The organism is Rhodococcus sp. BP-332, assembly GCF_019836065.1.
Taxonomy (GTDB): domain Bacteria; phylum Actinomycetota; class Actinomycetes; order Mycobacteriales; family Mycobacteriaceae; genus Rhodococcoides.
Genome location: NZ_JABUEC010000001.1, coordinates 1,088,060 through 1,106,861, shown reverse-complemented (window position 1 = coordinate 1,106,861; position 18,802 = coordinate 1,088,060). Strand labels below are relative to the sequence as shown.

General features: G+C 69.7%; 20 protein-coding genes and 1 pseudogene. 9 read left to right on the top strand and 12 right to left on the bottom strand.

All coding sequences use genetic code 11. The features are described from left to right. Window positions 1–177: 177 nt before the first annotated feature. Window positions 178–883 (top strand): annotated as a pseudogene (locus HQ314_RS05185) (class I SAM-dependent methyltransferase). Here HQ314_RS05185 and HQ314_RS05180 read toward each other — a convergent pair. Both HQ314_RS05180 and HQ314_RS05175 read right to left on the bottom strand, forming a co-directional pair. After that, the gene (locus tag HQ314_RS05180) at window positions 867–1,388 is read right to left on the bottom strand and encodes a hypothetical protein (RefSeq protein ID WP_222649406.1); all 522 of its coding nucleotides are present in this window, start codon (window positions 1,386–1,388) and stop codon (window positions 867–869) included. The pseudogene HQ314_RS05185 and the gene HQ314_RS05180 sit on opposite strands and share 17 nt — an antisense overlap. After that, window positions 1,379–2,053 (bottom strand): RNA polymerase sigma factor, encoded by a 675-nt coding sequence (locus HQ314_RS05175; RefSeq protein WP_231476307.1) that lies wholly within the window; start codon window positions 2,051–2,053, stop codon window positions 1,379–1,381. Before HQ314_RS05175 ends, HQ314_RS05180 begins: the two co-directional genes overlap by 10 nt. Window positions 2,054–2,286: 233 nt before the next feature. Here HQ314_RS05175 and HQ314_RS05170 point away from each other — a divergent pair, with 233 nt between their 5' ends. The 4 genes from HQ314_RS05170 to HQ314_RS05155 all read left to right on the top strand — a co-directional run bounded on the left by HQ314_RS05170 (window position 2,287) and on the right by HQ314_RS05155 (window position 5,943). After that, complete coding sequence (locus HQ314_RS05170) at window positions 2,287–2,706, top strand: Asp23/Gls24 family envelope stress response protein (RefSeq protein WP_222630003.1); 420 nt, start codon at window positions 2,287–2,289, stop codon at window positions 2,704–2,706. A 217-nt stretch (window positions 2,707–2,923) separates the two neighbouring features. Then, window positions 2,924–3,622: an aquaporin gene (locus HQ314_RS05165; protein WP_222649405.1), complete on the top strand. Its 699-nt coding sequence runs from the start codon at window positions 2,924–2,926 to the stop codon at window positions 3,620–3,622. Between the two features lie 92 nt (window positions 3,623–3,714). Next, window positions 3,715–4,356: a luciferase family protein gene (locus HQ314_RS05160; RefSeq protein ID WP_056448638.1), complete on the top strand. Its 642-nt coding sequence runs from the start codon at window positions 3,715–3,717 to the stop codon at window positions 4,354–4,356. 87 nt (window positions 4,357–4,443) lie between these two features. Then, a complete protein-coding gene (locus HQ314_RS05155; RefSeq protein WP_222649404.1) occupies window positions 4,444–5,943 on the top strand; it encodes an amidase in 1,500 nt (499 codons plus the stop codon). Here the strand turns inward: HQ314_RS05155 and HQ314_RS05150 are convergent. From HQ314_RS05150 to HQ314_RS05140, 3 genes are read right to left on the bottom strand one after another with little or no spacing between them, the layout of a single operon-like run. Beyond that, the gene (locus tag HQ314_RS05150; protein ID WP_222647467.1) at window positions 5,924–6,367 is read right to left on the bottom strand and encodes a Rieske 2Fe-2S domain-containing protein; all 444 of its coding nucleotides are present in this window, start codon (window positions 6,365–6,367) and stop codon (window positions 5,924–5,926) included. The genes HQ314_RS05155 and HQ314_RS05150 overlap by 20 nt on opposite strands. A 28-nt stretch (window positions 6,368–6,395) precedes the next feature. Next, window positions 6,396–6,692, bottom strand: coding sequence for a hypothetical protein (locus HQ314_RS05145; RefSeq protein ID WP_027505588.1), 297 nt, complete (start codon window positions 6,690–6,692; stop codon window positions 6,396–6,398). Next, window positions 6,689–7,636, bottom strand: coding sequence for a DMT family transporter (locus HQ314_RS05140; protein WP_222649403.1), 948 nt, complete (start codon window positions 7,634–7,636; stop codon window positions 6,689–6,691). Before HQ314_RS05140 ends, HQ314_RS05145 begins: the two co-directional genes overlap by 4 nt. A 35-nt stretch (window positions 7,637–7,671) precedes the next feature. Between HQ314_RS05140 and HQ314_RS05135 the strand changes: the two genes are divergently transcribed. Then, entirely contained in the window at window positions 7,672–8,253 is a 582-nt protein-coding gene (locus tag HQ314_RS05135; RefSeq protein ID WP_222649402.1) for a TetR/AcrR family transcriptional regulator, read from the top strand. Here HQ314_RS05135 and HQ314_RS05130 read toward each other — a convergent pair. After that, a complete protein-coding gene (locus HQ314_RS05130) occupies window positions 8,227–9,252 on the bottom strand; it encodes an LLM class flavin-dependent oxidoreductase (RefSeq protein WP_222649401.1) in 1,026 nt (341 codons plus the stop codon). The genes HQ314_RS05135 and HQ314_RS05130 overlap by 27 nt on opposite strands. An 82-nt stretch (window positions 9,253–9,334) precedes the next feature. Between HQ314_RS05130 and HQ314_RS05125 the strand changes: the two genes are divergently transcribed. Then, window positions 9,335–9,997 (top strand): GNAT family N-acetyltransferase, encoded by a 663-nt coding sequence (locus tag HQ314_RS05125; RefSeq protein ID WP_222649400.1) that lies wholly within the window; start codon window positions 9,335–9,337, stop codon window positions 9,995–9,997. A 19-nt stretch (window positions 9,998–10,016) separates the two neighbouring features. Here the strand turns inward: HQ314_RS05125 and HQ314_RS05120 are convergent, their stop codons facing one another. From HQ314_RS05120 to HQ314_RS05110, 3 genes are read right to left on the bottom strand one after another with little or no spacing between them, the layout of a single operon-like run. Beyond that, entirely contained in the window at window positions 10,017–10,889 is an 873-nt protein-coding gene (locus tag HQ314_RS05120) for a sugar phosphate isomerase/epimerase family protein (protein ID WP_056448610.1), read from the bottom strand. A gap of 1 nt (window position 10,890) precedes the next feature. Continuing rightward, window positions 10,891–11,925 (bottom strand): Gfo/Idh/MocA family protein, encoded by a 1,035-nt coding sequence (locus HQ314_RS05115; RefSeq protein ID WP_027505593.1) that lies wholly within the window; start codon window positions 11,923–11,925, stop codon window positions 10,891–10,893. 35 nt (window positions 11,926–11,960) lie between these two features. Continuing rightward, complete coding sequence (locus tag HQ314_RS05110) at window positions 11,961–12,884, bottom strand: sugar phosphate isomerase/epimerase (RefSeq protein ID WP_027505594.1); 924 nt, start codon at window positions 12,882–12,884, stop codon at window positions 11,961–11,963. Between the two features lie 161 nt (window positions 12,885–13,045). Here HQ314_RS05110 and HQ314_RS05105 point away from each other — a divergent pair, with 161 nt between their 5' ends. Beyond that, on the top strand, window positions 13,046–14,047 hold the full coding sequence (locus HQ314_RS05105; RefSeq protein WP_037185774.1) for a LacI family DNA-binding transcriptional regulator: 1,002 nt from the start codon (window positions 13,046–13,048) through the stop codon (window positions 14,045–14,047). On the opposite strand, the gene HQ314_RS05100 is transcribed toward HQ314_RS05105, so the two are convergent. Next, on the bottom strand, window positions 14,026–14,295 hold the full coding sequence (locus tag HQ314_RS05100; protein ID WP_222649399.1) for a WhiB family transcriptional regulator: 270 nt from the start codon (window positions 14,293–14,295) through the stop codon (window positions 14,026–14,028). The genes HQ314_RS05105 and HQ314_RS05100 overlap by 22 nt on opposite strands. Before the next feature lie 114 nt (window positions 14,296–14,409). Here HQ314_RS05100 and HQ314_RS05095 point away from each other — a divergent pair, with 114 nt between their 5' ends. Beyond that, window positions 14,410–15,330 (top strand): MSMEG_6728 family protein, encoded by a 921-nt coding sequence (locus HQ314_RS05095; RefSeq protein ID WP_222649398.1) that lies wholly within the window; start codon window positions 14,410–14,412, stop codon window positions 15,328–15,330. A 3-nt stretch (window positions 15,331–15,333) separates the two neighbouring features. On the opposite strand, the gene HQ314_RS05090 is transcribed toward HQ314_RS05095, so the two are convergent. Together HQ314_RS05090 and HQ314_RS05085 are read right to left on the bottom strand one after the other, a co-directional pair. After that, window positions 15,334–17,085, bottom strand: a complete 1,752-nt coding sequence (locus HQ314_RS05090; protein WP_222649397.1) for an ABC transporter ATP-binding protein — start codon at window positions 17,083–17,085, stop codon at window positions 15,334–15,336. Next, window positions 17,082–18,785 carry an ABC transporter ATP-binding protein gene (locus tag HQ314_RS05085; RefSeq protein ID WP_222649396.1) on the bottom strand — a complete coding sequence of 568 codons (1,704 nt, stop codon included), beginning with the start codon at window positions 18,783–18,785 and terminating at the stop codon, window positions 17,082–17,084. The genes HQ314_RS05090 and HQ314_RS05085 overlap by 4 nt, the downstream gene beginning before the upstream one ends. Window positions 18,786–18,802: the final 17 nt, after the last annotated feature.

Here is an 18,802-nt window from a genome sequence, read left to right as displayed (position 1 = left end):
TCGGTCACCTCCGGTGTTCGGTGACGCGGTCGGGCACGGGTACGGCGGTCGGACCGACCGAAACTCCCTGATCGAGGATCTGACGGCGTGTTTCGACGCGACGATCGCGGGAACACGGGCGCCGCAGCACCACCGTCGGGTGGGGCTCGGTTGTCCGGTGACCCGTGGAGGAACTCAGTGTCCGATCTTCAGCCGTTCTACGACGACGTCCAAGCTCACTACGACCTCTCGGACGAGTTCTTCAGGCTCTTCCTCGATCCGACGCAGACCTACAGCTGTGCGTACTTCGAGCGCGAGGACATGACACTCGAGGAAGCGCAGCTCGCGCGTGTCGGCGATGCTGAACGGGCTCGACACGGGACGCACCACCGAGGTGCGGCTGCAGGGGTGGGAGGAGTTCGACGAGCCGGTCGATCGCATCGTCAGCATCGGCGCCTTCGAGCACTTCACCTCCCCCCGCTACGACGACTTCTTCGCCCGCGCCTACTCGATCCTGCCCGGGGACGGCCGGATGATGCTGCACACCATCGTGCAACTCGGCCGCGACATGTTCCGGCAGAAGTCGCGCGTGACGCGGGCGGACATGGACTTCGCCGACTTCATCGGCCGCGAGATCTTTCCCGGCGGCGAGCTCCCGATCCCGCAGGTGGTGATCGAGAAGGGCGAGCGAGCCGGCTTCCGCGTGGAGAAGGTCCAGTCGCTGCAACAGCACTACGCTCGAACGCTCGATCTGTGGTCGGCCGCGCTGGAGGCGAGGAAGGACGAAGCCGTCGCCATCGCCGACGAGGCGATGTACCAGACCTACATGCGGTACCTGCCCGGCTGCGCCGACTTCTTCCGGCGGGAACTGATCGACGTCCGCCAGTTCACGATGGTGAAGTAGACGCCGTCGCCTGGTCGGGGGCGTCGATCTCTGCGATCACGACGCCGATGTCGTCGGCGCTGTAGGGAAGTCCGAGGACATCCGTCAGAGCGGCAGCTGCCCGGCTCGCGACGAGATCGCCGGCCTCCTGGAGATCCGTGCCGTAGGCGGCGATCACCGTCACCAGACCGCCCGTGCACCGGTGACCCTCGGTGTAGAGCGAGATGTCGGCGGGCTCCGTGCCCGCCACCTCGGCGACGGCGCTGCGGACGGCGATGCGGACGACGACGTCACTGACCCGAAGGGTGTCGGCGTCGACGTCCACTCCCTCGACGACGCCCTCGTCGGGGTAGCGGGCGTCGAGGGGCCACGTCCGGACCCCGACGGCTCGCACGCGTGAGAGGGCGGCGGCGCTGATGTCCACCCACCCGTGCACAGGCGCGTCGCGCAGCACGCTCGCGGCTCGACGGAGCGTCGAATCCGTCTGCGGCGGTGTCGAATCAGGCTGACCCGACGTCATCTCCACGTCTCCAATCGTGTCTCGAGTGTGGCGCGTGCACGCGTGAGGTGGCCGCGGACGGCACCGGGGGAGAGGGCCATGACCGTGCCGATCTCGGTGTGCTTCATGCCCTCGACCTCACGGAGCAACCAGCAGGCCCGCTGGCGATACGGTAGCTCAGCGAGGGCATCGTCCAACGCGGACAGGAAGTCGGCGTCGGACACGGTGCGCGACGGGTCGTCCCTCGGGTCCTGGCTCGGCCTCTCGAACACCCAGTCCTCGACGGGCGCGATGCTGCGGCGCCGCCGATGATCCGTCACCTTGTGGGAGACGACGCTGAACAACCAGGTGCGCAGCGACGAGTCGGAACGGAAGTGGCGCAGTCCGCGCCAGGCGTCGACCAACGCGTCCTGGACGATGTCCTCGGCAGCGCCTCGGTCGGACAGGAGGTGCGTCGCGTAGCGCAACATGTCCGGTCCGAGTCGGCGCACGATCTCCTCGAACGCGCGTCGGTCGCCCATGCCCGCGGCGGCGGCGAGGGCGCGATCGCCGAGCTCGCGGTGGTCGGCGGCGAACGTCGGACGAGTGGACGTGTCGCGGTCCGCCGACGGTGCTGCGATGGACGGGAGGCTGACATCACCGGCCACGTCGGGACTGCCGGGATCGGGCGCGATCGACGGACGACTGAGCACTGTTCCCCCCGAACCGCCGTCGGAGTGACCCACCCCGAAGATTGATGAAGCAACTACTTTCCCCGACGTGACTGTTCCCGCGCAGGATCACGCGCAAACCGATGTGATGCGCATGACTTGATTTCCGACGTGCGTTTTCGTGGTGAGGACCCGACTCAATGACTGTGACGAGCCGTCACAGTCCAGAGAGAGGACCTGAAGTGAACGCCCCGCAGACTGCGACAGGAAACGCCGTGAGGACGTCCGTCGCATCGACCGTCGACCACAGTGACGACCGAACCGACCGCAGAGATCGCGGCCGCACAGTCGTTGCGGACGCCGTGGTCGCCACCGTCGCCGGCATCGCCGCACGAGAGGTACCGGGCCTCCACGCCCTGGAACCGGCCGGTTCTCGTGCGCTCGACGTACTCCGGTCCGCAGTGGGCGTCGACGGGGCGAGGCACACACAGGGGGTGTCGGTCGAGGTGGACGACCGCACCGCAGTCGTCTCGCTCGATCTGGTGGCGGACTACGGAATATCCATCGCCGACGTCGCAGCGGACGTCCGCCGCAACGTCTCCAGTGCGGTGACGGCACTGACCGGACTCACCTGCAGCCGCGTCGACGTCGTCGTGCACGACGTGCAGGTCGGTGGCCACCGCACGGCCGCCTGACCACAGTCTCGTCCGACCACACACACCGACTCGCACTCCGCGGGCCGGTCGAAGAGAGGAACCATGATGACCACGATCGAGAAACGCACCGACGAGGTGCGCGCATGAGCGCCCGTCGGAGCCTGTCCAGCCGACTCTTCGAGGGCCTGGGCCGCGTGACGTGGGGCTACGCCAAGCGCAAGATCGACGAGCGCCGCACCCGACGAGGAGGACGACGATGACCAAGTTCACCGTCTACATCGCCGAGGCCATCGGCACCGCCGTTCTCGTGATCGGAGGTGTGGGCACCGCCGTCCTGGCGGGCGACGACGTCGGCACCACCGGAATCGCGCTCGCCTTCGGCCTGACACTGCTCGCGATGGTGTTCGTGCTCGGACCCGTGTCAGGTTGCCACATCAACCCGGCGGTCACGCTCGCGTTCCTCGTCACGGGCCGCATGACGGCCGCCCGCGCCGCCGGATACGCCGCCGCACAGGTGATCGGCGGACTCGTCGGCGCCCTGGTGGTCTACGCCATGGCGACGGGTCGACCCGGATACGACCGGACGGTCGACGGTCTCGGCGCCAACGGATACGGCGACGCCTCGGCAGGAAACTACTCGCTTCTCGCCGTCGCGATCGTGGAGATCGTGGCAACGGCAGTTCTCGTGCTGGTCGTACTCGGCGTGACAGGGCCGCATTCCGTTGCGGCAGCCGGGGTTCCGATCGGACTGACGCTCGCGTTCGTGCATCTGCTCGCCATCGGGGTCGACTCGACGTCGGTCAACCCGGCGCGCTCCATCGGGCCTGCGCTGATCGCCGGCGGGAACGCACTCTCGCAACTGTGGGTGTTCCTGGTCTTCCCGTTGATCGGTGGTGTGGTCGGTGCACTCGCCTACAAGGCCGTGCGGCCCGCCGAGGCGGTCGCCGCGCACTGACTCTCGTGTGCGACGAGCCCGTTGCTCGCCGGGTGCACCCGGGGCATGATGCGACGGTCGGTCGTGGGGGCCGTCGCACATGGGGGTGGGTCATGAACACGGTACGTCGTACGCCAGGTCTGCGCGCGATCCTGGACGACTATCGACGCTGGCGCGCGATCGGGCCGGGCGGGCTCCCAGACAATCCGGTCGGCTGGGTGGTCATGACCGCTCTACGCCCCCTCTGTCGAGAGACCATTCGACTGCGCGACAACGATATCCGGGCCGCCGTCGGTGCGCTCGAGTTGCCGGACCGCGGCAGTCGACCCGTCATGGCACCGTTCCCGATCCCGCACCGGCAGGTGGTGTCCGACGGCGATCCCGTCAGTGTCCGGTCGTTGCAGGATCACCTGACGATCCTGAGCTCCACCGACGGATGCCACAGCGCGCGTAGCCATCTGGAACGTCGAGGCGACGCGCTCCACGTCGATCACCCGCGCAGCGCCGCCGCTCGGCGTGCTCGCGGAGAGATCGCCCACGTGCACGACGCGCAGGGGTCGATGCACGTGGTCGCCGATCCGCGGGACGTCGCCGAGATCGTCTCGCGTGGCTGGGGAGAGCGGCATCCGCTGGCCGGGCGTTCCCTCGTGGGACTGCCGGACAGCTATCTCTACCTCTACGCACCTCGGAACGAGGCAGAGCAGCAGCAGCTGCGGCGCATCGTGGACCGGGCGATCGTCTCTGCTGGAACGTGATCGGTTCGCGGGGTCACGGGCCGTGCGGTGTCCAGACTTCGACGACACCGGCGCTCGTCGGCGGCACGCGCACCTAGTCTGAGCGCCATGAGATTCGACGAGTATCGGGCCCACGACGCGACCGGGCTCGCCCAGCTGGTCGCGTCCGGCGACGTGACGGCCGCGGAGTTGGTCGAGGTCGCGATCGCGCGAGCGCGCGAGGTGGATCCCACCCTGAACGCCCTCGTGCAGTGGCAGGAGGATGCCGCGCGAGTGCGGGCCGCGGGCGCCTTGTCCGGTCCGATGGCGGGAGTGCCGTTCCTGCTCAAGGATCTCTTCCAGGCTCAGGCCGGGATCGTCGAGACGTCGGGGTCACGCTCGGGGGCGTCGTCCAGGCCCCGGGTCACGGACACCGTGGTGCAACGGTGGCTCGACGCCGGGGTCGTCGTCCTGGGCCGCACGGCCGTACCCGAATTCGGCGCCAAGGGAGTCACCGAGCCGCAGGCGCACGGTGCGACCCGCAACCCGTGGGATCCCGCCCGCACACCCGGTGGCTCCTCCGGTGGTTCGGCCGCCGCGGTGGCGTCGGGCATCGTGCCCGTCGCCGGCGCCAGTGACGGCGGCGGCTCCATCCGCATCCCCGCGGCGTACTGCGGCCTGTTCGGACTCAAGCCTGGCCGGGCAGTCGTCCCTGCCGGGCCCCGCGCCGGGGAGATGCTCTTCGGGAGCGCCGTCACCGGTGTGCTCACCCGCTCCGTGCGCGACTCGGCCGCGTTCCTCGACATCGTGCGCGGCTCGGACGACGACGCTCCCTTCGAGTTCGCGGCCCCGTCGACGCCCCATGTGGAGGCACTCGGCCGGCCGGGTCCTCGGCTTCGGATCGGGGTCGCGGCGCGATCGGCGCTGAACGACGCACCCCACCCGGACGTCCTCGCCGCGCTCGACCGCGCCCGCGACCTGCTCGTCGAACTGGGCCACACCGTCGAGGAGGTCGCCTCGCCGTTCGACGAGGAGCAGCTGGCCAGAGACTTCCTCGTGCCGTGGTTCGTCCACCTCGCCGCCGAGGTGTCGTCCGCGTCGGCCACGGCGCGGCCCACCACGACGGAGTTCGAACTCGACACGCTGGTCCTCGCCGAGATCGGGCGCGCCACGAGAGCGGTGGATCACGATGCGGCGCTGGCACGCTGGCAGGACCACGTCCGCGCCATCGCTGCATTCCACCGCCGCTTCGATCTGCTCATGACACCCACGACGGCGGGTCCCGCGCCGCTGATCGGCGCCTTCGACACCCCGTTCGTCGAGAGGGTGGGCGCCCGGCTCGCGCTCGCGCTGCGACTCGGACCTATTCTCGGACGGCTCGGCGCGGTGCAGGACGCGGTGATGCGCAGCCTGTCCGCTGTCCCGTACACGCAATCGGCCAATCTGACCGGGCGGCCGGCGATGAGTGTTCCGCTCTCGGCGACAGTCGACGGTCTGCCAGTCGGCGTGCACTTCCTGGCGCCACCGGGTGGGGAGACTCGGCTGCTGGTGCTCGCCGCGGAGCTCGAGGTGGCGCGGCCGTGGTTCGACAGGATCCCCGCGGACGTGGTCAGTGAGCGAGTCGGATGACGCCGTCGACGATCTCCACCTGCGCGGTGGTGAGCGGTACGGCGCGTCCGACGGCGGCCACCACTGCGGAGTAGGGCGGGAAACCGAAGATCACTCCCTTGGGCCCGGACACCATGGACCCGTCGGTCACGTCGAATTCCGCCCTGTGCCAGGGGCACTGGAGGCAGCCGTTCTCGGTCACCCGCCCGCGCCCGAGCTTGGCGAGTTGGTGGCGGCACGTGTTCCCGACGGCGAACGGTGTCCCGTCGGGCCGGATGCCGACCGCGAGCACCCCGTGGTCGTCGGTGCGCACCTCGGCCACGCCCCTCTCGTCCAGATCGGCGACACGCACGAGGTCTCGCCCGCGTGCCCGGATCGGCTGATCGTGGAGCACGGGTGGGAGCACGCTGCGCGGTCGCGGGGCGGGGGCGCGGTCGTCGGCCATGGGCGGGGGTTACCCGGACGGCGGCCGACTACGCGTCGTCGGTACCGGGCCTCGGGACGTCGGTCTCCCAACGCGCGCGGCGTTCGTCGTCGGACTGTTCCCACCACGGCGTGCCGCGTTCGCCGAGAGCGACCTTGGCGGCCTGTACACCGGCGCGGGACTCCGCGGCGCCGCCGGTCCGGCGGACGTCGCGTCGCCACGCCATCAGGATCGACCGCAGTTCGGCGCCGCGCTCCTCGGGAATGTCTGGATCGGTGGCGCGCCACTTCCGCCCGTCGATCACGATGTGGTGGCCGTCCTCGGTGTACTCCCGGCCGTCCGTCATGACACCGATGCTAGCGACGACTCCGGGATGTCCCGTCGGGTTCCGGCCCGGGGACGCATCGTGACGACAGTGATGGCCACGAAGGTCAGCGCCAGACCGATCGCGGTGAGGGCGGTGAACGGCTCGCCGAAGAGCAGGGCGCCCCACACGGTGGTGACGGGCGGTACGAGGAACATCAGAGCGTTCACCCTCGTCACCCCCACCCGGTCGAGCAGATACCAGTACAGCCCGTACCCGCCGAACGTCGCGAACACCACCAGTCCCGCCGTCGCCGCCCAGAAGTCGAGTGTCGTCGGCGGTACCGCGGTGCCCGTCGCGACCGCGCCGGCGGTGAAGACGACGGCCGATGTGGCGCAGTGGATTCCGAGGGCGCTGACGGGTGCCGGTCGCTGGGCGCGACGGTCGACGAAGGTCGCGGCGACCAGAGACATCATTCCCACCAGCGGAACGAGGTAGGCCCACGCCGGGGTGGTCGCGGTGGTCGCCGTGGCGTCCGCAACGGTGGCGAGCGCGACGCCGAGAGCACCGATCAGGAGCCCGATCCATTGTCGGCCCGAGGCCGCCGCGCCCAGCAGGGGGCCCGCCAGCGCTGCCGCGACGAGTGGCTGCACTCCGTCGACGAGGGCCGTGGTGCCGGTGGAGACCCCGAGGCCGATGGCCCAGTACACGGTGAGGAGGTAGCCGGACTGCGACAGAAAGCCCACGATCACCTGCCGCCGCAGGTCCGGGCCTCGAACTCGGCGAGACCCGAGGAGCCACGTCGGTGCGAGCAGCAGGGCGAGGGGGAGGAACCGCCACATCAGGACGGTGGTGACGGCAGCGTCCTCACCGCTGATCTTCGCGCCGATGAAACCGGACGACCAGCAGAGTACGAACGCCGCGCCCGCCAGTACCGACCCGACGGCAGTGCGTCGATCCACAGGTATACCGATCTGTCTACTCATGACAGCAGACTACACAGATCGGTATAGTTCGAAACATGACATCCGAGGTCGCCTGGACGCCGAAGGCGCGTGCCGTGCTGGCCGCGGCCGACGAGCTGTTCTACGAGCAGGGCATTCACGCGGTCGGCGTCGACACGATCGCGGCGCGAGCCGGCGTCACGAAGAAGACGTTGTACGACCGCTTCGAGTCCAAGGAACGGCTCGTCGTGGAGTACCTGCGGGAACGAGACCGTCAGTGGCGCGAGTTCCTCGCCGTCCGGCTGGGTGCCGTCTCCGCCGACGAGGCCGGCGATCGGATCGATGCGGTGCTCGTCGCCTCGGCCGAGTGGACGGCGCAGCGAAGTGGCAAGGGATGCAGCATGGTCAACGCGCACGCGGAGATCAGCGACCCCGCCCACCCGGCCTATCCGGTGATCATCGGGCAGAAGCGCTGGATGGCCGATCTGTTCGTCGACATCCTCGCGGCCGCAGGAGTGCCCGACCCGGCGGGGACGGCCGACCTGCTGATGCTCGTGCACGAGGGCGCGCTGGTGTGCGCGGGAATGGGAGTGGTCGAGCGGCCCTTCGACCGTGCGCGTGCTGCCGCGCGTCTACTCCTCGAGCCCACCGGCCGGTGACCACCCGAGCGCCGGCCCGAGCGTCGTCGCCATGTCGGTGAGAATCTGCACGTAGTCGTCGTGGTCGAAGCTGAAAGGCAGAGCGAACGCCACCTCGTCGATCTCCCGGAAGGCTGCGCGCGCCTGCAACTGCTCCACGAGCTGCTCGGTGGTGCCCACCAGATCGGGAGCGAACAGCAGGCGGGCCGGGCCGACCGGTGACCGGGTGCGGCCCAGACGGGCATCGGCGTACTCCTGGTAGCGGGCACGCTGGCTCGGTGTGGCCGAGTCGGTCGGAATCACCACCAAGCCCTGCGAGACCCGAGCACCGTTCCCCGCCGAGTGTGCCGAGCGGAAAGCCTCGATGTGGGAGAGCTGGATAGGGTCGAAGTCGTCGTCCGCCTCGGCCTTCACGACGCTGCTCGTCAGGAAGTTCATACCGTTCGCGCCGGCCCAGCGAGCCGACCCGAGCGACGCTCCGCCGTACCACATCCGGGACGCAAGACCGGGCGAATGAGGCTGTGCGCGTGAGGAATGCACCTCGATGCCGTCCATCCCCTCGAAGTCCGTCAGACGATCGCCTCGGATCGCGGCGAGGAGCCGCTCGACCCGGGCGTAGCTGAAGTCCTCCCGATCGGCGGTGTCGGGGTACAGTGCATCCCTGAGCCGGTCGAAGTTCATCGGCGGGCCCACGCTGACCCCGGGATTCAGGCGCCCGCCGGACAGGATGTCGACGGTGGCGAGGTCCTCGGCCAGCCGCACCGGGTTCTCCCACCCCAGCGGAGTCACGGCGGTGCCGAACTCGATCCGCGAGGTCCGCTGCGATGCGGCGGCCAGCACGGCGACGGGGGAGGAGATGCCGTACTGCAGGTGGCGATGCCGCAACCAGGCGCTGTCGAAGCCGAGACGTTCGCCCAGCTCGATGATCGCGAGTGTCGACTCGTGCCCGGCCGCGGGGTCGTCCCCGTCGAACAGTCCGATCGTGAGAAAACCCATCCTGCGCAGCGGTCTCGGGTGCATGGGTCCATGATCCCCCCGTGAGCCTTTCGCGCATCCCCGAGTACGCAAACCGCGCACGGGGGCGAAGCCCTATGATCACGCGATGACCGATCACGATCATGTTGCCGCTCGCCGAGAGATCACGTCCGCCCTACTGACGGCCTTCGAACGTCGTCACGAGGTGCTCGACGTCATCGTCGAGGCCGAGACTCGGCCCGACGCCGTGGAGGCGATCGCCACCCTGCTCGGCACGTCACGGTTGGGCGGCGAGGCCGTCATGGGCATGTCGTTCGCCAGCCTCACCAAGGACGCCCGCCGGAGCAACGCCGCCGAGCTCGAGGACCTGGACAGCCGCCTGAACTTCACGTTGGCCGAGCGTCCCGCCAGCGCGGGAGAGACCCTGGTGCTGGAAGCGTTCTCGGACGACGACCGCGACCTGTTCGCCGCCCGCCTCGCGGACGTCGGTTCCGCGGGTGACGGATCCGGCGGAGCAGCCGGTGATCTGGACACCGAGCTGGCGGCGGCACGGGACCGCCTCGACTCCGAGCAGGCCGCGTGGTTCGTCGCACGCGAGGGCGCGGAGAAGGTGGGCATCGTCTTCGGCGAGCTCGCCGGTGGCGACATCGACCTTCGGGTGTGGATCCACCCCGGACACCGGAAGAAGGGCTACGGCACTGCGGCGCTGCGGAAGTCGCGCGCCGAGATGGCGGCGGTGTTCCCGGGGGTGCCCATGATCGTGCGCACCCCCGGGGTCCAGCCGTCCTGACACTTCTCGGGAGAGGCGATCAGGCCCGGTACTTCTCGACGTACCGGGTCATCGTCTCGAGCTGGTAGCGGGAGACGTCGTGGGCGTTCTCGTTCTCGGCGAAGACGCTCGACACCATGACGGTGTCGTTGTCGTAGAACCCGAGTGAGCCCAGGCCGCCGAAGAACTGGTCCCAGTCGACGTCTCCGTCTCCGATCTTCAGGTGCTGGTGCACCCGCACCGCGTTGCCGGGTGGGTTGGTGATGTACCGCAACCCGTGCGAGCGGTGATGATCCATCGTGTCCGCCACGTGCACCAGACGCACCATGTCCCCGGCGGCGGCCATGATCGCCGGCAGGTCACCACCCATGTGGAACTGGTGGCACGCCACGATCACCATGCCGATGTTCGGGGAGTTGATCCCGCGGATGGTGCGGATCGCGGCGAGCCCGTCCTCGACGAAATCGTCCGGATGCGGATCGATCAGGACGTCGAGCCCCTCGCGCTCGATGATGGGGACCAGTTCCTCCATCGACCGGTAGAACGCCCGCTCGGACTCCTCCGGCTTCTCCGGTCGACCGGAGAACTCGGTGTTCATCGTCGACACCCCGAGGTCGACGGTGATCTGGATGGCCCGCTTCCAGTAGCGCACGGCCGCCTCGCGGGCGTCCTCGTCGGGACCGGACCACCGCAGCACCGGCAACACCGACGCGATCCCGACGCCGGCGTCCGAGCACGCCTTGCGGAACTTCGCGACCAACCCGTCATCGGCCTTGGGATGGTTGAAGAACGGGATCATGTCCACGTGCGGCGTCAGCTGCAACCACTCGTACCCCAGATCGGCCACCACGGCGGGCAGCTCGAGCAGCGAATGCGAATGATGAAACGGCGTCGGATCGAGCGCGATCTTCATCTCAGGCTCCGACGATGGACGAGCGCTGCACCATCTCGACGGCGACCGGGGCACCGGACTCGAGCGACTTCACGCCGGCCTCGCACACCGCGGCTGCAGCGTATCCGTCCCACGCTCCGGGGCCGTCGACGTAGTTGCCCGTCTCGGCGCCGGCCTTCACCGCGTCGACCCAGCGCTGGATCTCGGTGTCGTAGGCCTGGCCGAAGCGCTGCACGAAGCCGGGAGTGATGGTGCCGCCCCAGGTTCCGGGAGCGGACTTGCGGACGAGGCCGACGTCGAGACCGATCATCGCGCTGCCGTGCTCGGCCACGACCTCGGTGCGCACCTCGTAGGCGACGCCGGTGGTGACGAACACCTCGGCGTCGACGTGTCGACCGGACTCCGTGGTGAAGATGGCGATCTGCGGATCCCGCAGGCCCTGCGGTGCCGACGGATTGGCCGACGGGCTGATGATCTGCACCGACGTGATCTCCTCGTCGAGGAGGAAGCGCGTGACGTCCACCTCGTGCACCAGCGAGTCGCGCACGATCATCGCGCTGTCGAAGTGCGGCGGCACGGCGGGGTTGCGGTGTGCGCAGTGCACCACCAGCGGACGGCCGAGCTCGCCGGAATCGATGAGTGCCTTGAGCTGGTCGTACTCGGTGTCGAAGCGGCGCATGAATCCGACCTGGATGAGCTTCTTGCCCAGCGCGGCCTCAGCTTCCACGACGGCGAGGGACGTGGCCACATCGGTGGTCAGCGGCTTCTCGCACATGACGGGCTTGCCGTGCTCGAGACACGCGAGAAGCTGCTTCTCGTGGGTCGGGCCGGGAGTGGCCAGGACGACGGCGTCGACCTCGGGGTCGGCGATCGCGTCGAGGGGATCCTCGACGACGCGGCAGCCGGGGATGGTCGCGGCGAGCTCGTGGGCCTTCGCGCTGACGTAGTCGTTGATCACGGCGACGCGGGCGCCGGTGATCTTCGAGGTGATGCGGGCGACGTGATCGGCACCCATCATGCCGACACCCAGGACCGCGATGCGGAGTTCGGTGGTCATCGTGTCAATCCGTTTCTGTAGGTGCGAAAGTGTGGTCAGGCGAACGTGACGGCGGGAATGCCGCAGGAGCCCAGGTACTTCCGGGTGCGCTGCGCGATCGGCAGGGGAGCGTCGACGGCGCACGGGTACATGTCCTGCTCGACGATCGCGAAGATGTCCGCGGTGAGCTTGCCGTCGTCCGCGAGGCGCTCGATGGTCTTCAGGAGCGGGGGCATGTCCGGGATGCCGAGCGGCGGTTCCGTCATGGCGCCGAGCTTGACGGCCTCGCCGAACGGCAGATCCTCCGCTGCGACCCTGGCGCGGACCTCCTCGTTCACCTGCTTGAGGTGGAGGTACCCGATGCGCTCGGGCGCCCGCTCGATGATCGCGATGTTGTCACCGCCGCAGTAGCTGATGTGGCCGGTGTCGAGGCACAGGTTCACGAACTCGCTCGAGGTGCCGTCGAGGAAGCGGTACACGTTCTCTTCGGTGTCGACGTGGCTGTCGGCGTGCGGGTGGTACTGCGCCTTGACGCCGTACTGCTCGAACATGCGCTTGCCGAGCTCGTTCATGCCCTCCGTCTTTTTGCGCCACTGGTCCGCCGTGAGGTCGCGGTCCTCGAGCACCGCGCCGGTGGAGGGGTCACGCCACATCTCGGGGATGACGACGACGTGCTTCCCGCCGGCGGCGGCGGTCAGCTTGGCGACGTCCTCGATCTGCGTCCACACCGCGTCCCACGCGTCGTCCTGGTGCAGGTGTTCGAACACCGTGCCGGCCGACAGCTTGAGACCCCGAGAGCCCAACTCCGACAGCAGCTTCTGCGGATCAGTGGGCAGGTAGCCGTACGGGCCCAGTTCGATCCACTCGTAGCCCGACGCCGACACCTCGTCGAGGAAGCGGCCGTACGGGGTCTGCTGAGGATCCTCGGGGAACCACACTCCCCAGGAGTCGGGGGCGGATCCGACGCGAATCGTGCTCATGTCTCGGGTGTTCCTCTCGAAGAATGTCCGGCGCTCGTGCTGTGGCACTAACGCGCTTAAGTAACGCGCTTAAGCTACTATGAGGTGGATCACGCTTCCGTGTCAAGCCCCGTCCCAGAGGAGTGCCGGTGTCCACGCCGCCCCGCAGCCGCAAGACGACGATGAGTGACGTCGCCGCTCTGGCGGGAGTGTCCCGGACCCTGGTGTCGTTCGTCCTCAGTGGCAAACCGGGTGCGAGTGACGACACTCGCGACCGTGTCCTCGCCGCTGCGCGCGAACTCGACTATCGACCCGACAACGCTGCGCGACTCCTCGCGCGCGGGCGGAGCAGGACGTTGGGGGTCGTGATCGACGTGCGACAGCCGTTCCAGGCCGATCTCGTGACCCACATCTATCCCGTGGCCGAGGCGGCCGGGTACGAGGTGTTGCTGTCCGCGAGTGCGCCCGGCCGGGACGAGACGAAGGCGATCGAGGCGCTGCTCAGCCATCGCTGCGAAGGCGTGATCCTGCTCGGCCCGTCGTCCTCACCCGAGTACGTCGCGCATCTCGAGGAGCGGGCCGTGGTGGTCATGATCGGACGGGCCCTGCCCGCCACCGACTTCGACATCGTGCGCAGCGCCGACGACCACGGAGTGCGTCAGGCGGTCGACCACCTCGTCGGTCTCGGGCACGTGGACATCCACCACGTCGACGGTGGTACCGACTCCGGTGCGACCGAGCGTCGCGCCGCCTTCCGTGCCGCGATGGACGAGCGCGGTCTTCCCGCCGTGGTGTGGCCGGGTGCGCACACCGAGGAGGCGGGCAGTGCCGCCGGAACGCGCATGGTCGCCGAGCGGCGGGTGCCCACCGCGGTGATGGCCGGCAACGATCTGTGCGCGGTGGGACTGATGGACGCGTTCCACCGTGCCGGAATCGCTGTGCCCGATGATGTCTCGGTAGTGGGATACGACGACAGCGAGCTGGCGCACCTCTCGCGCATCGATCTCACGACCGTCCGGCAGGACGCCGAGGGTCTGGCCGCGACGGCGGTGCGGTTCGCCATCGCCCGCCTCGAGGACGAGAGCCTCGCGCCCGCCGAGCTGGTGGTCGAGCCGTCACTCGTCGTGCGCGGGAGTACCGGGCCCGTGCGCACGGTCGCGCGTCAGACGGCCCGGCGCACCTGACGTCGTTCGCGGGCGGTCAACCCGCCCCACACTCCGTACGGTTCGGCGGACTCGAGAGCCACTTCGCGGCACCGAGCGATCACCGGGCAGTGTGCGCACAGCCTCTTCGCGATCTCCTCGCGTTCGCGGGCAGCTCGTCGTCCCTCTTCGGCGGGGGAGAAGAACAGGTCGCTGCGCTCGCCGCGGCACACCGCGGCGAGACGCCACTGCCCGGAGTCGGTGGAGCTCGTCTCGACGGAGATCGTCATGACACACGATGCTGTCGCAGTGAGAGGGGTCGGCACAGGGTTCGACTCGAGCAGGTCGCAACTCCGCAGAGGCACCCTCGTTTCGACGCGGCCCTCGTCGGTCACCCTCTCGAAATGCAGACGTTCCTCCCCGACCCCGGCTTCGCCCGCAGCGCACAGCTGCTCGACGACAAGCGGCTCGGGAAGCAACGCGTCGAGACCTTCCAGATCCTGCGCGCCCTGGTATGGCCCTCCTACGGGTGGAAGAACCACCCGGCGGTGGTGATGTGGCGGGGATTCACCCCGGCGCTCGTGGCCTACGGGATCGCGACCTGCCGGGAGTGGGCGGCCCGCGGGCGGGCGGAGGCCCTGGAGGCACGGCTCCTCGACTACAGCGACGGGCGTGCGTGGACGTACGACGAGTTGCGCGACGACGGCCGACTGCCGCCCTGGCTCGGTGACGACTCGGTGCACGCGAGCCATCGTCGCGCCCTGGCCGCGAAGGCGCCGCAGGCGTACCCGGCCGTCTGGGCGGGGGAGACCGGGTACGTCTGGCCCGGATCCCTCTTCCCGCGCTGGCCCCTGACGGTCGGCGACACCACGCCCAGTGCCGTGGTGTCCTCGATGATCGAGATGGGCGCGCCCGCAGAGCTGTTCGACCCGGGTACGGAGGAGTGGTCCGCCCTGCGGGCCCTGCACCGTGGCCGATCCGCGCAGGTGCGGACGACGAACCACCGTCTGCTGACGGTCGCTGCAGCGCTGGTGCGGCCGGGCCGCACGGCTCTCCTGCTGGACACTGACCCGCTCGCTCCCGACCTCCCGCTGCCCGAACCGTCCGCCGAGCCGGGCGGCACGGTGTCGGCGTCCGTCGCGCGCGAGCCGACCCCCGAGGACCTCGAGGCGATGCGGGCCGAGGGCCGCGATCCCGGGCGTCTGCGCGTGTTCCGCCGTGGCGCGACCGTGCGCGATGCCGGGGAGTACGCCCTGGTGGTCACGTCCGGTGCCGCGGTGCCGGGCGAGCTCGCGGCTGTTCCGTCGCTCCGTCTGACGACGTGAGGACTAGCGCCCTCGCCACGCGGACCAGAGTTCGGAGTACCGGCCGCCCGCCTCCACCAGGTCCCGGTGCGGCCCCTGCTCGACGATGCGGCCGTGCTCGAGCACCACGACGCTGTCGGCGCTCGCCGCCTGGGTGAGGCGGTGGGCGACGACGATAGTCGTCCGTCCGCGAGTGGCGGCCCGGGCGGCCTCCTCGAGGTCGCGCGCGCCGGCGCTGCCGGCCTCGGCGGTGGCTTCGTCGAGGACGGCGACCGCCGGATCGGCCAGGACGATGCGGGCCAGTGCGATCTGTTGCGCGCGAGACGGAGTCAGCTCGACGCCGCCCTCGCCGACCACCGTGTCGAGACCGTCCTCGAGGGTGCTCACCCACGAGTGCGCGCCGACCGTCCGCAGAGCGTGTTCGACCGTCTCCCGATCCGCGTCCGGTGCCGCGAGCCGCAGATCGTCGATGAGCGGTCCGGCGAACACGTGCACCTCCTGGCTGACGATCGCGACGTGCCGGCGCAATCGATCGGAGCCGATGTCGTCGAGCGACACCCCGCCCACCCGGACCGATCCGGAGTCCGCTCGCATCGAGCCGGCCACGAGCGCGGCGATGGTGGACTTGCCGGCGCCGGTCGAGCCGACCAGCGCCACCGTCGTGCCGTCGTCGATCCGCAGATCGATCCCGTGCAGGACGTCGTCGACCCCGTCGTAGGAGTGGCGGAGGTTCGTCACGACGACGGTGCCGTCGGCGGGCTCCACCTCGGTCCCGGGGGAGCGGTCGTCGGGCAGATCGATGACACCCACCAGTCGTGCGAGGGAGGCCCCGGCCGACTGGATGTCGTCGAACGAGTACAGCAGCATGCCGATCGGGTTGAAGAGCCGGTGGAACAGCAGTGCCGCCGCGGTGGTCTGACCGACGGTGACGGCGTCCTCGCGCACCAGCAGAAAGCCGACGGTGAGGATGACCGAGAGGCCGACGCACTCCGCCCGGTTGCTGCGCGAGCCGAACCGGGTGAAGAGACGGAAGACGGTGACGGCGATGTCGCGAGCCTTGCCGGACGATGCGTCGATGCGCGCGAGGTGCTCACCCTCCATGCCGTACGCCCGCACGGTGCGGGCCCCCTGCATGCTGCTGACCAGAGACTGGGCGCGCTCGCCCATCGCGACGCGCTCGGCGGCGTACATCGGGGCGGACCGCGGCAGATACCAGTGCAGGGCCATCACGTACATCGGGATCGCGACCATGCCCGCGAGTCCCAGACGCCAGTCGAGCCCGAGCATCGTGATCAGACTGAGCAGGACCAGCAGCACGGCGGCGAGGATGTTCGGCACCACTTCGCCGAGCGATTTCGCCATCACCGCGATGTCGTCCCCGACGCGGGAGAGCAGGTCTCCCTTGCCGACTCGCTCCAGTGTGCTCACCGGGAGGTGGAGTGCGCGACCGAGGACGCGCTCGCGCAGCGAGGCCAACATCTTCTCGCCGAGCAGACTGACGGTGTAGGCGCCGATCCCGGTGAAGACGCCGCCCGCGACCGCCGCGGCGCCGATGACCGTCACGACACCGACGATCGTGGACGTCGGTGCGCCCTCGGTCACCCGATCGACGAGCATGCCGAAGACGTACACGGGAATCAGCGCCATCGCCGCCGCGACCACGCCGATGGCGACGGTGAGCGCGACCGATCCCCGCCGCGCACGGAGTTCGCCGCGAAGGAACGCCCAGCATCGCCGTCCACTCGCGATGGGCAGCAGTGCGGTCGGTTCGGTCATCGCAGAACCGCCTCTCGGTAGCGCTCGTCCGTCTCCGCCAACCCGTGGTGGGTGCCGACGGTCGCGACGCGCCCCTCGTCGAGCACGACGACGCGGTCGGTGACCGCGAGGAGCGCGGGGCTGGTGGTGATGAGCACCGTCGTCTGGGTGCGGGCGTCGCCGTCGTGACGCAGTCCCGCGATGCCGGTGGCGATGGCGTGTTCGGTCACCGCGTCGACGGCGGTGGTCGGATCGTGGAGGACGAGTACCGGTGGCTGCGCCGCGAGTGCGCGGGCGAGGGCGACTCGTTGGCGTTGCCCACCGGACAGGCTGGCACCGCGGTCGGTCACCGGATGGTCGAGACCGCCGTCGTGCATGGCGACGATGTCGGTGACGGCGGAGGCGGTCACCGCGGCGTCGAGGTCGCTCCCGCGGTCCAGGGCGATGTTGGACCGCACCGTGCCGGCGAACAGATCCGACGTGTGCGGTTCCACCAGCACGGTGCGGCGGACCTCGGGGAGCGCGAGCTCGGCCACGTCGACGCCGCCGACCGTCAGCCGTCCGGTGACGTCGTCGGGCGACACCTGGCCGGAGAGGACGGCGGCCAATGCATCGGCGTCCTGCGGCCGGTAGGCGACGACGCCGACGATCTCACCGCGCTCGAGATGCAGGTCGAGATGCGTCAAGGTCCCGTAGGACAGGTCGTCGAGTCCGACGGACGAGGTGTCGGGGGACCGCGTACCGGTGGAGGTGACCACCGGGTCGGCGCCGAGAACCAATGCCAACCGGTCCGCTGATCCGCGGATGACCGCGAGGAAGCCGGGAAGTCGGGAGAGCGAACTCAGCGGCTCGATGAGGAACTGCGCCAGTCCGACGACAGTGATCAGCTCGGCGACGGAGATCCGGCCCTCGAGAGCGAGGAACCCGGCCGTGCCGGCCACGGCGGCGGACAGCAGCGCGCCCACCGTCGCCGAGACACCGAGGTACACGCTGTTGCCACGGGCCAGACGCATCGTCGCGGCCAGTGCACGTCGGCTCGACTGCACGAACCGCCGGGACGCGACGTCCTCGGCGCCGATACCGCGGAGGGGCCGTACGCCGCTGACGAGATCGGTGGCGAGACCCGAGACGCGGGCCACCTCCGCCTGCTGATCGGTCGCGGCGCGGGTGAGGAACGGCGCACACAACTGCAGGAGAAGGAGAAGGACAGGCGTGCCGATGACGACGGCCAGCCCGAGCGGCACATCGATGACGAGAAGTGCCACCGCCGTGACGACGAGGGCGGTGACCGCGGCGGCGACCCGGGCGATGGCGTCGAGCGCCCACGAGGTCTTCTCGGCATCCGAGGTGCTGACCGTCAACAACTCGCCGGGGCCGAGATCGACCTGGACGCCGCGCGGGTCGAGCACGCGTCCCGCGACCTCCACGCGCAGCAGGTGTGCTTCCCGCTCGATCGCGACGACGATGATGCGGGCGCCGAAGCGGTACGCGTAGGAGAGGACGACGAACAGGCCCGCCAGCCCCAGCAATGAGACGATCATCGCGGTGACGTCGCCGGTCTCGACCGCGCGGCCGATGATGAGACCGATGGCGACCGGCACCATCGTCTCGCAGAACTGGTGCACACAGAACAGGGCCGACGAACCGACGAGTCGCACACGGTGGCGCCGGGTGGTGCGGCGCAGGATGGCCCCGCCGGTCGACGGAGGTGCGTCATGCATTAGCCGACCCTAACCCA

Excerpts from the sequence above, each read along its gene's own strand:
- HQ314_RS05120 (WP_056448610.1), bottom strand. The coding sequence starts at position 10,889 with ATGAAGATCGCGCTCGATCCGACGCCGTTTCATCATTCGCATTCGCTG.
- HQ314_RS05110 (WP_027505594.1), bottom strand. The coding sequence starts at position 12,884 with ATGAGCACGATTCGCGTCGGATCCGCCCCCGACTCCTGGGGAGTGTGG.
- HQ314_RS05140 (WP_222649403.1), bottom strand. The coding sequence starts at position 7,636 with ATGAGTAGACAGATCGGTATACCTGTGGATCGACGCACTGCCGTCGGG.
- HQ314_RS05105 (WP_037185774.1), top strand. The coding sequence starts at position 13,046 with ATGAGTGACGTCGCCGCTCTGGCGGGAGTGTCCCGGACCCTGGTGTCG.
- HQ314_RS05150 (WP_222647467.1), bottom strand. The coding sequence starts at position 6,367 with ATGGCCGACGACCGCGCCCCCGCCCCGCGACCGCGCAGCGTGCTCCCA.
- HQ314_RS05095 (WP_222649398.1), top strand. The coding sequence starts at position 14,410 with ATGCAGACGTTCCTCCCCGACCCCGGCTTCGCCCGCAGCGCACAGCTG.
- HQ314_RS05130 (WP_222649401.1), bottom strand. The coding sequence starts at position 9,252 with ATGCACCCGAGACCGCTGCGCAGGATGGGTTTTCTCACGATCGGACTG.
- HQ314_RS05135 (WP_222649402.1), top strand. The coding sequence starts at position 7,672 with ATGACATCCGAGGTCGCCTGGACGCCGAAGGCGCGTGCCGTGCTGGCC.
- HQ314_RS05125 (WP_222649400.1), top strand. The coding sequence starts at position 9,335 with ATGACCGATCACGATCATGTTGCCGCTCGCCGAGAGATCACGTCCGCC.
- HQ314_RS05085 (WP_222649396.1), bottom strand. The coding sequence starts at position 18,785 with ATGCATGACGCACCTCCGTCGACCGGCGGGGCCATCCTGCGCCGCACC.
- HQ314_RS05155 (WP_222649404.1), top strand. The coding sequence starts at position 4,444 with ATGAGATTCGACGAGTATCGGGCCCACGACGCGACCGGGCTCGCCCAG.
- HQ314_RS05165 (WP_222649405.1), top strand. The coding sequence starts at position 2,924 with ATGACCAAGTTCACCGTCTACATCGCCGAGGCCATCGGCACCGCCGTT.
- HQ314_RS05115 (WP_027505593.1), bottom strand. The coding sequence starts at position 11,925 with ATGACCACCGAACTCCGCATCGCGGTCCTGGGTGTCGGCATGATGGGT.
- HQ314_RS05100 (WP_222649399.1), bottom strand. The coding sequence starts at position 14,295 with ATGACGATCTCCGTCGAGACGAGCTCCACCGACTCCGGGCAGTGGCGT.
- HQ314_RS05090 (WP_222649397.1), bottom strand. The coding sequence starts at position 17,085 with ATGACCGAACCGACCGCACTGCTGCCCATCGCGAGTGGACGGCGATGC.
- HQ314_RS05145 (WP_027505588.1), bottom strand. The coding sequence starts at position 6,692 with ATGACGGACGGCCGGGAGTACACCGAGGACGGCCACCACATCGTGATC.
- HQ314_RS05160 (WP_056448638.1), top strand. The coding sequence starts at position 3,715 with ATGAACACGGTACGTCGTACGCCAGGTCTGCGCGCGATCCTGGACGAC.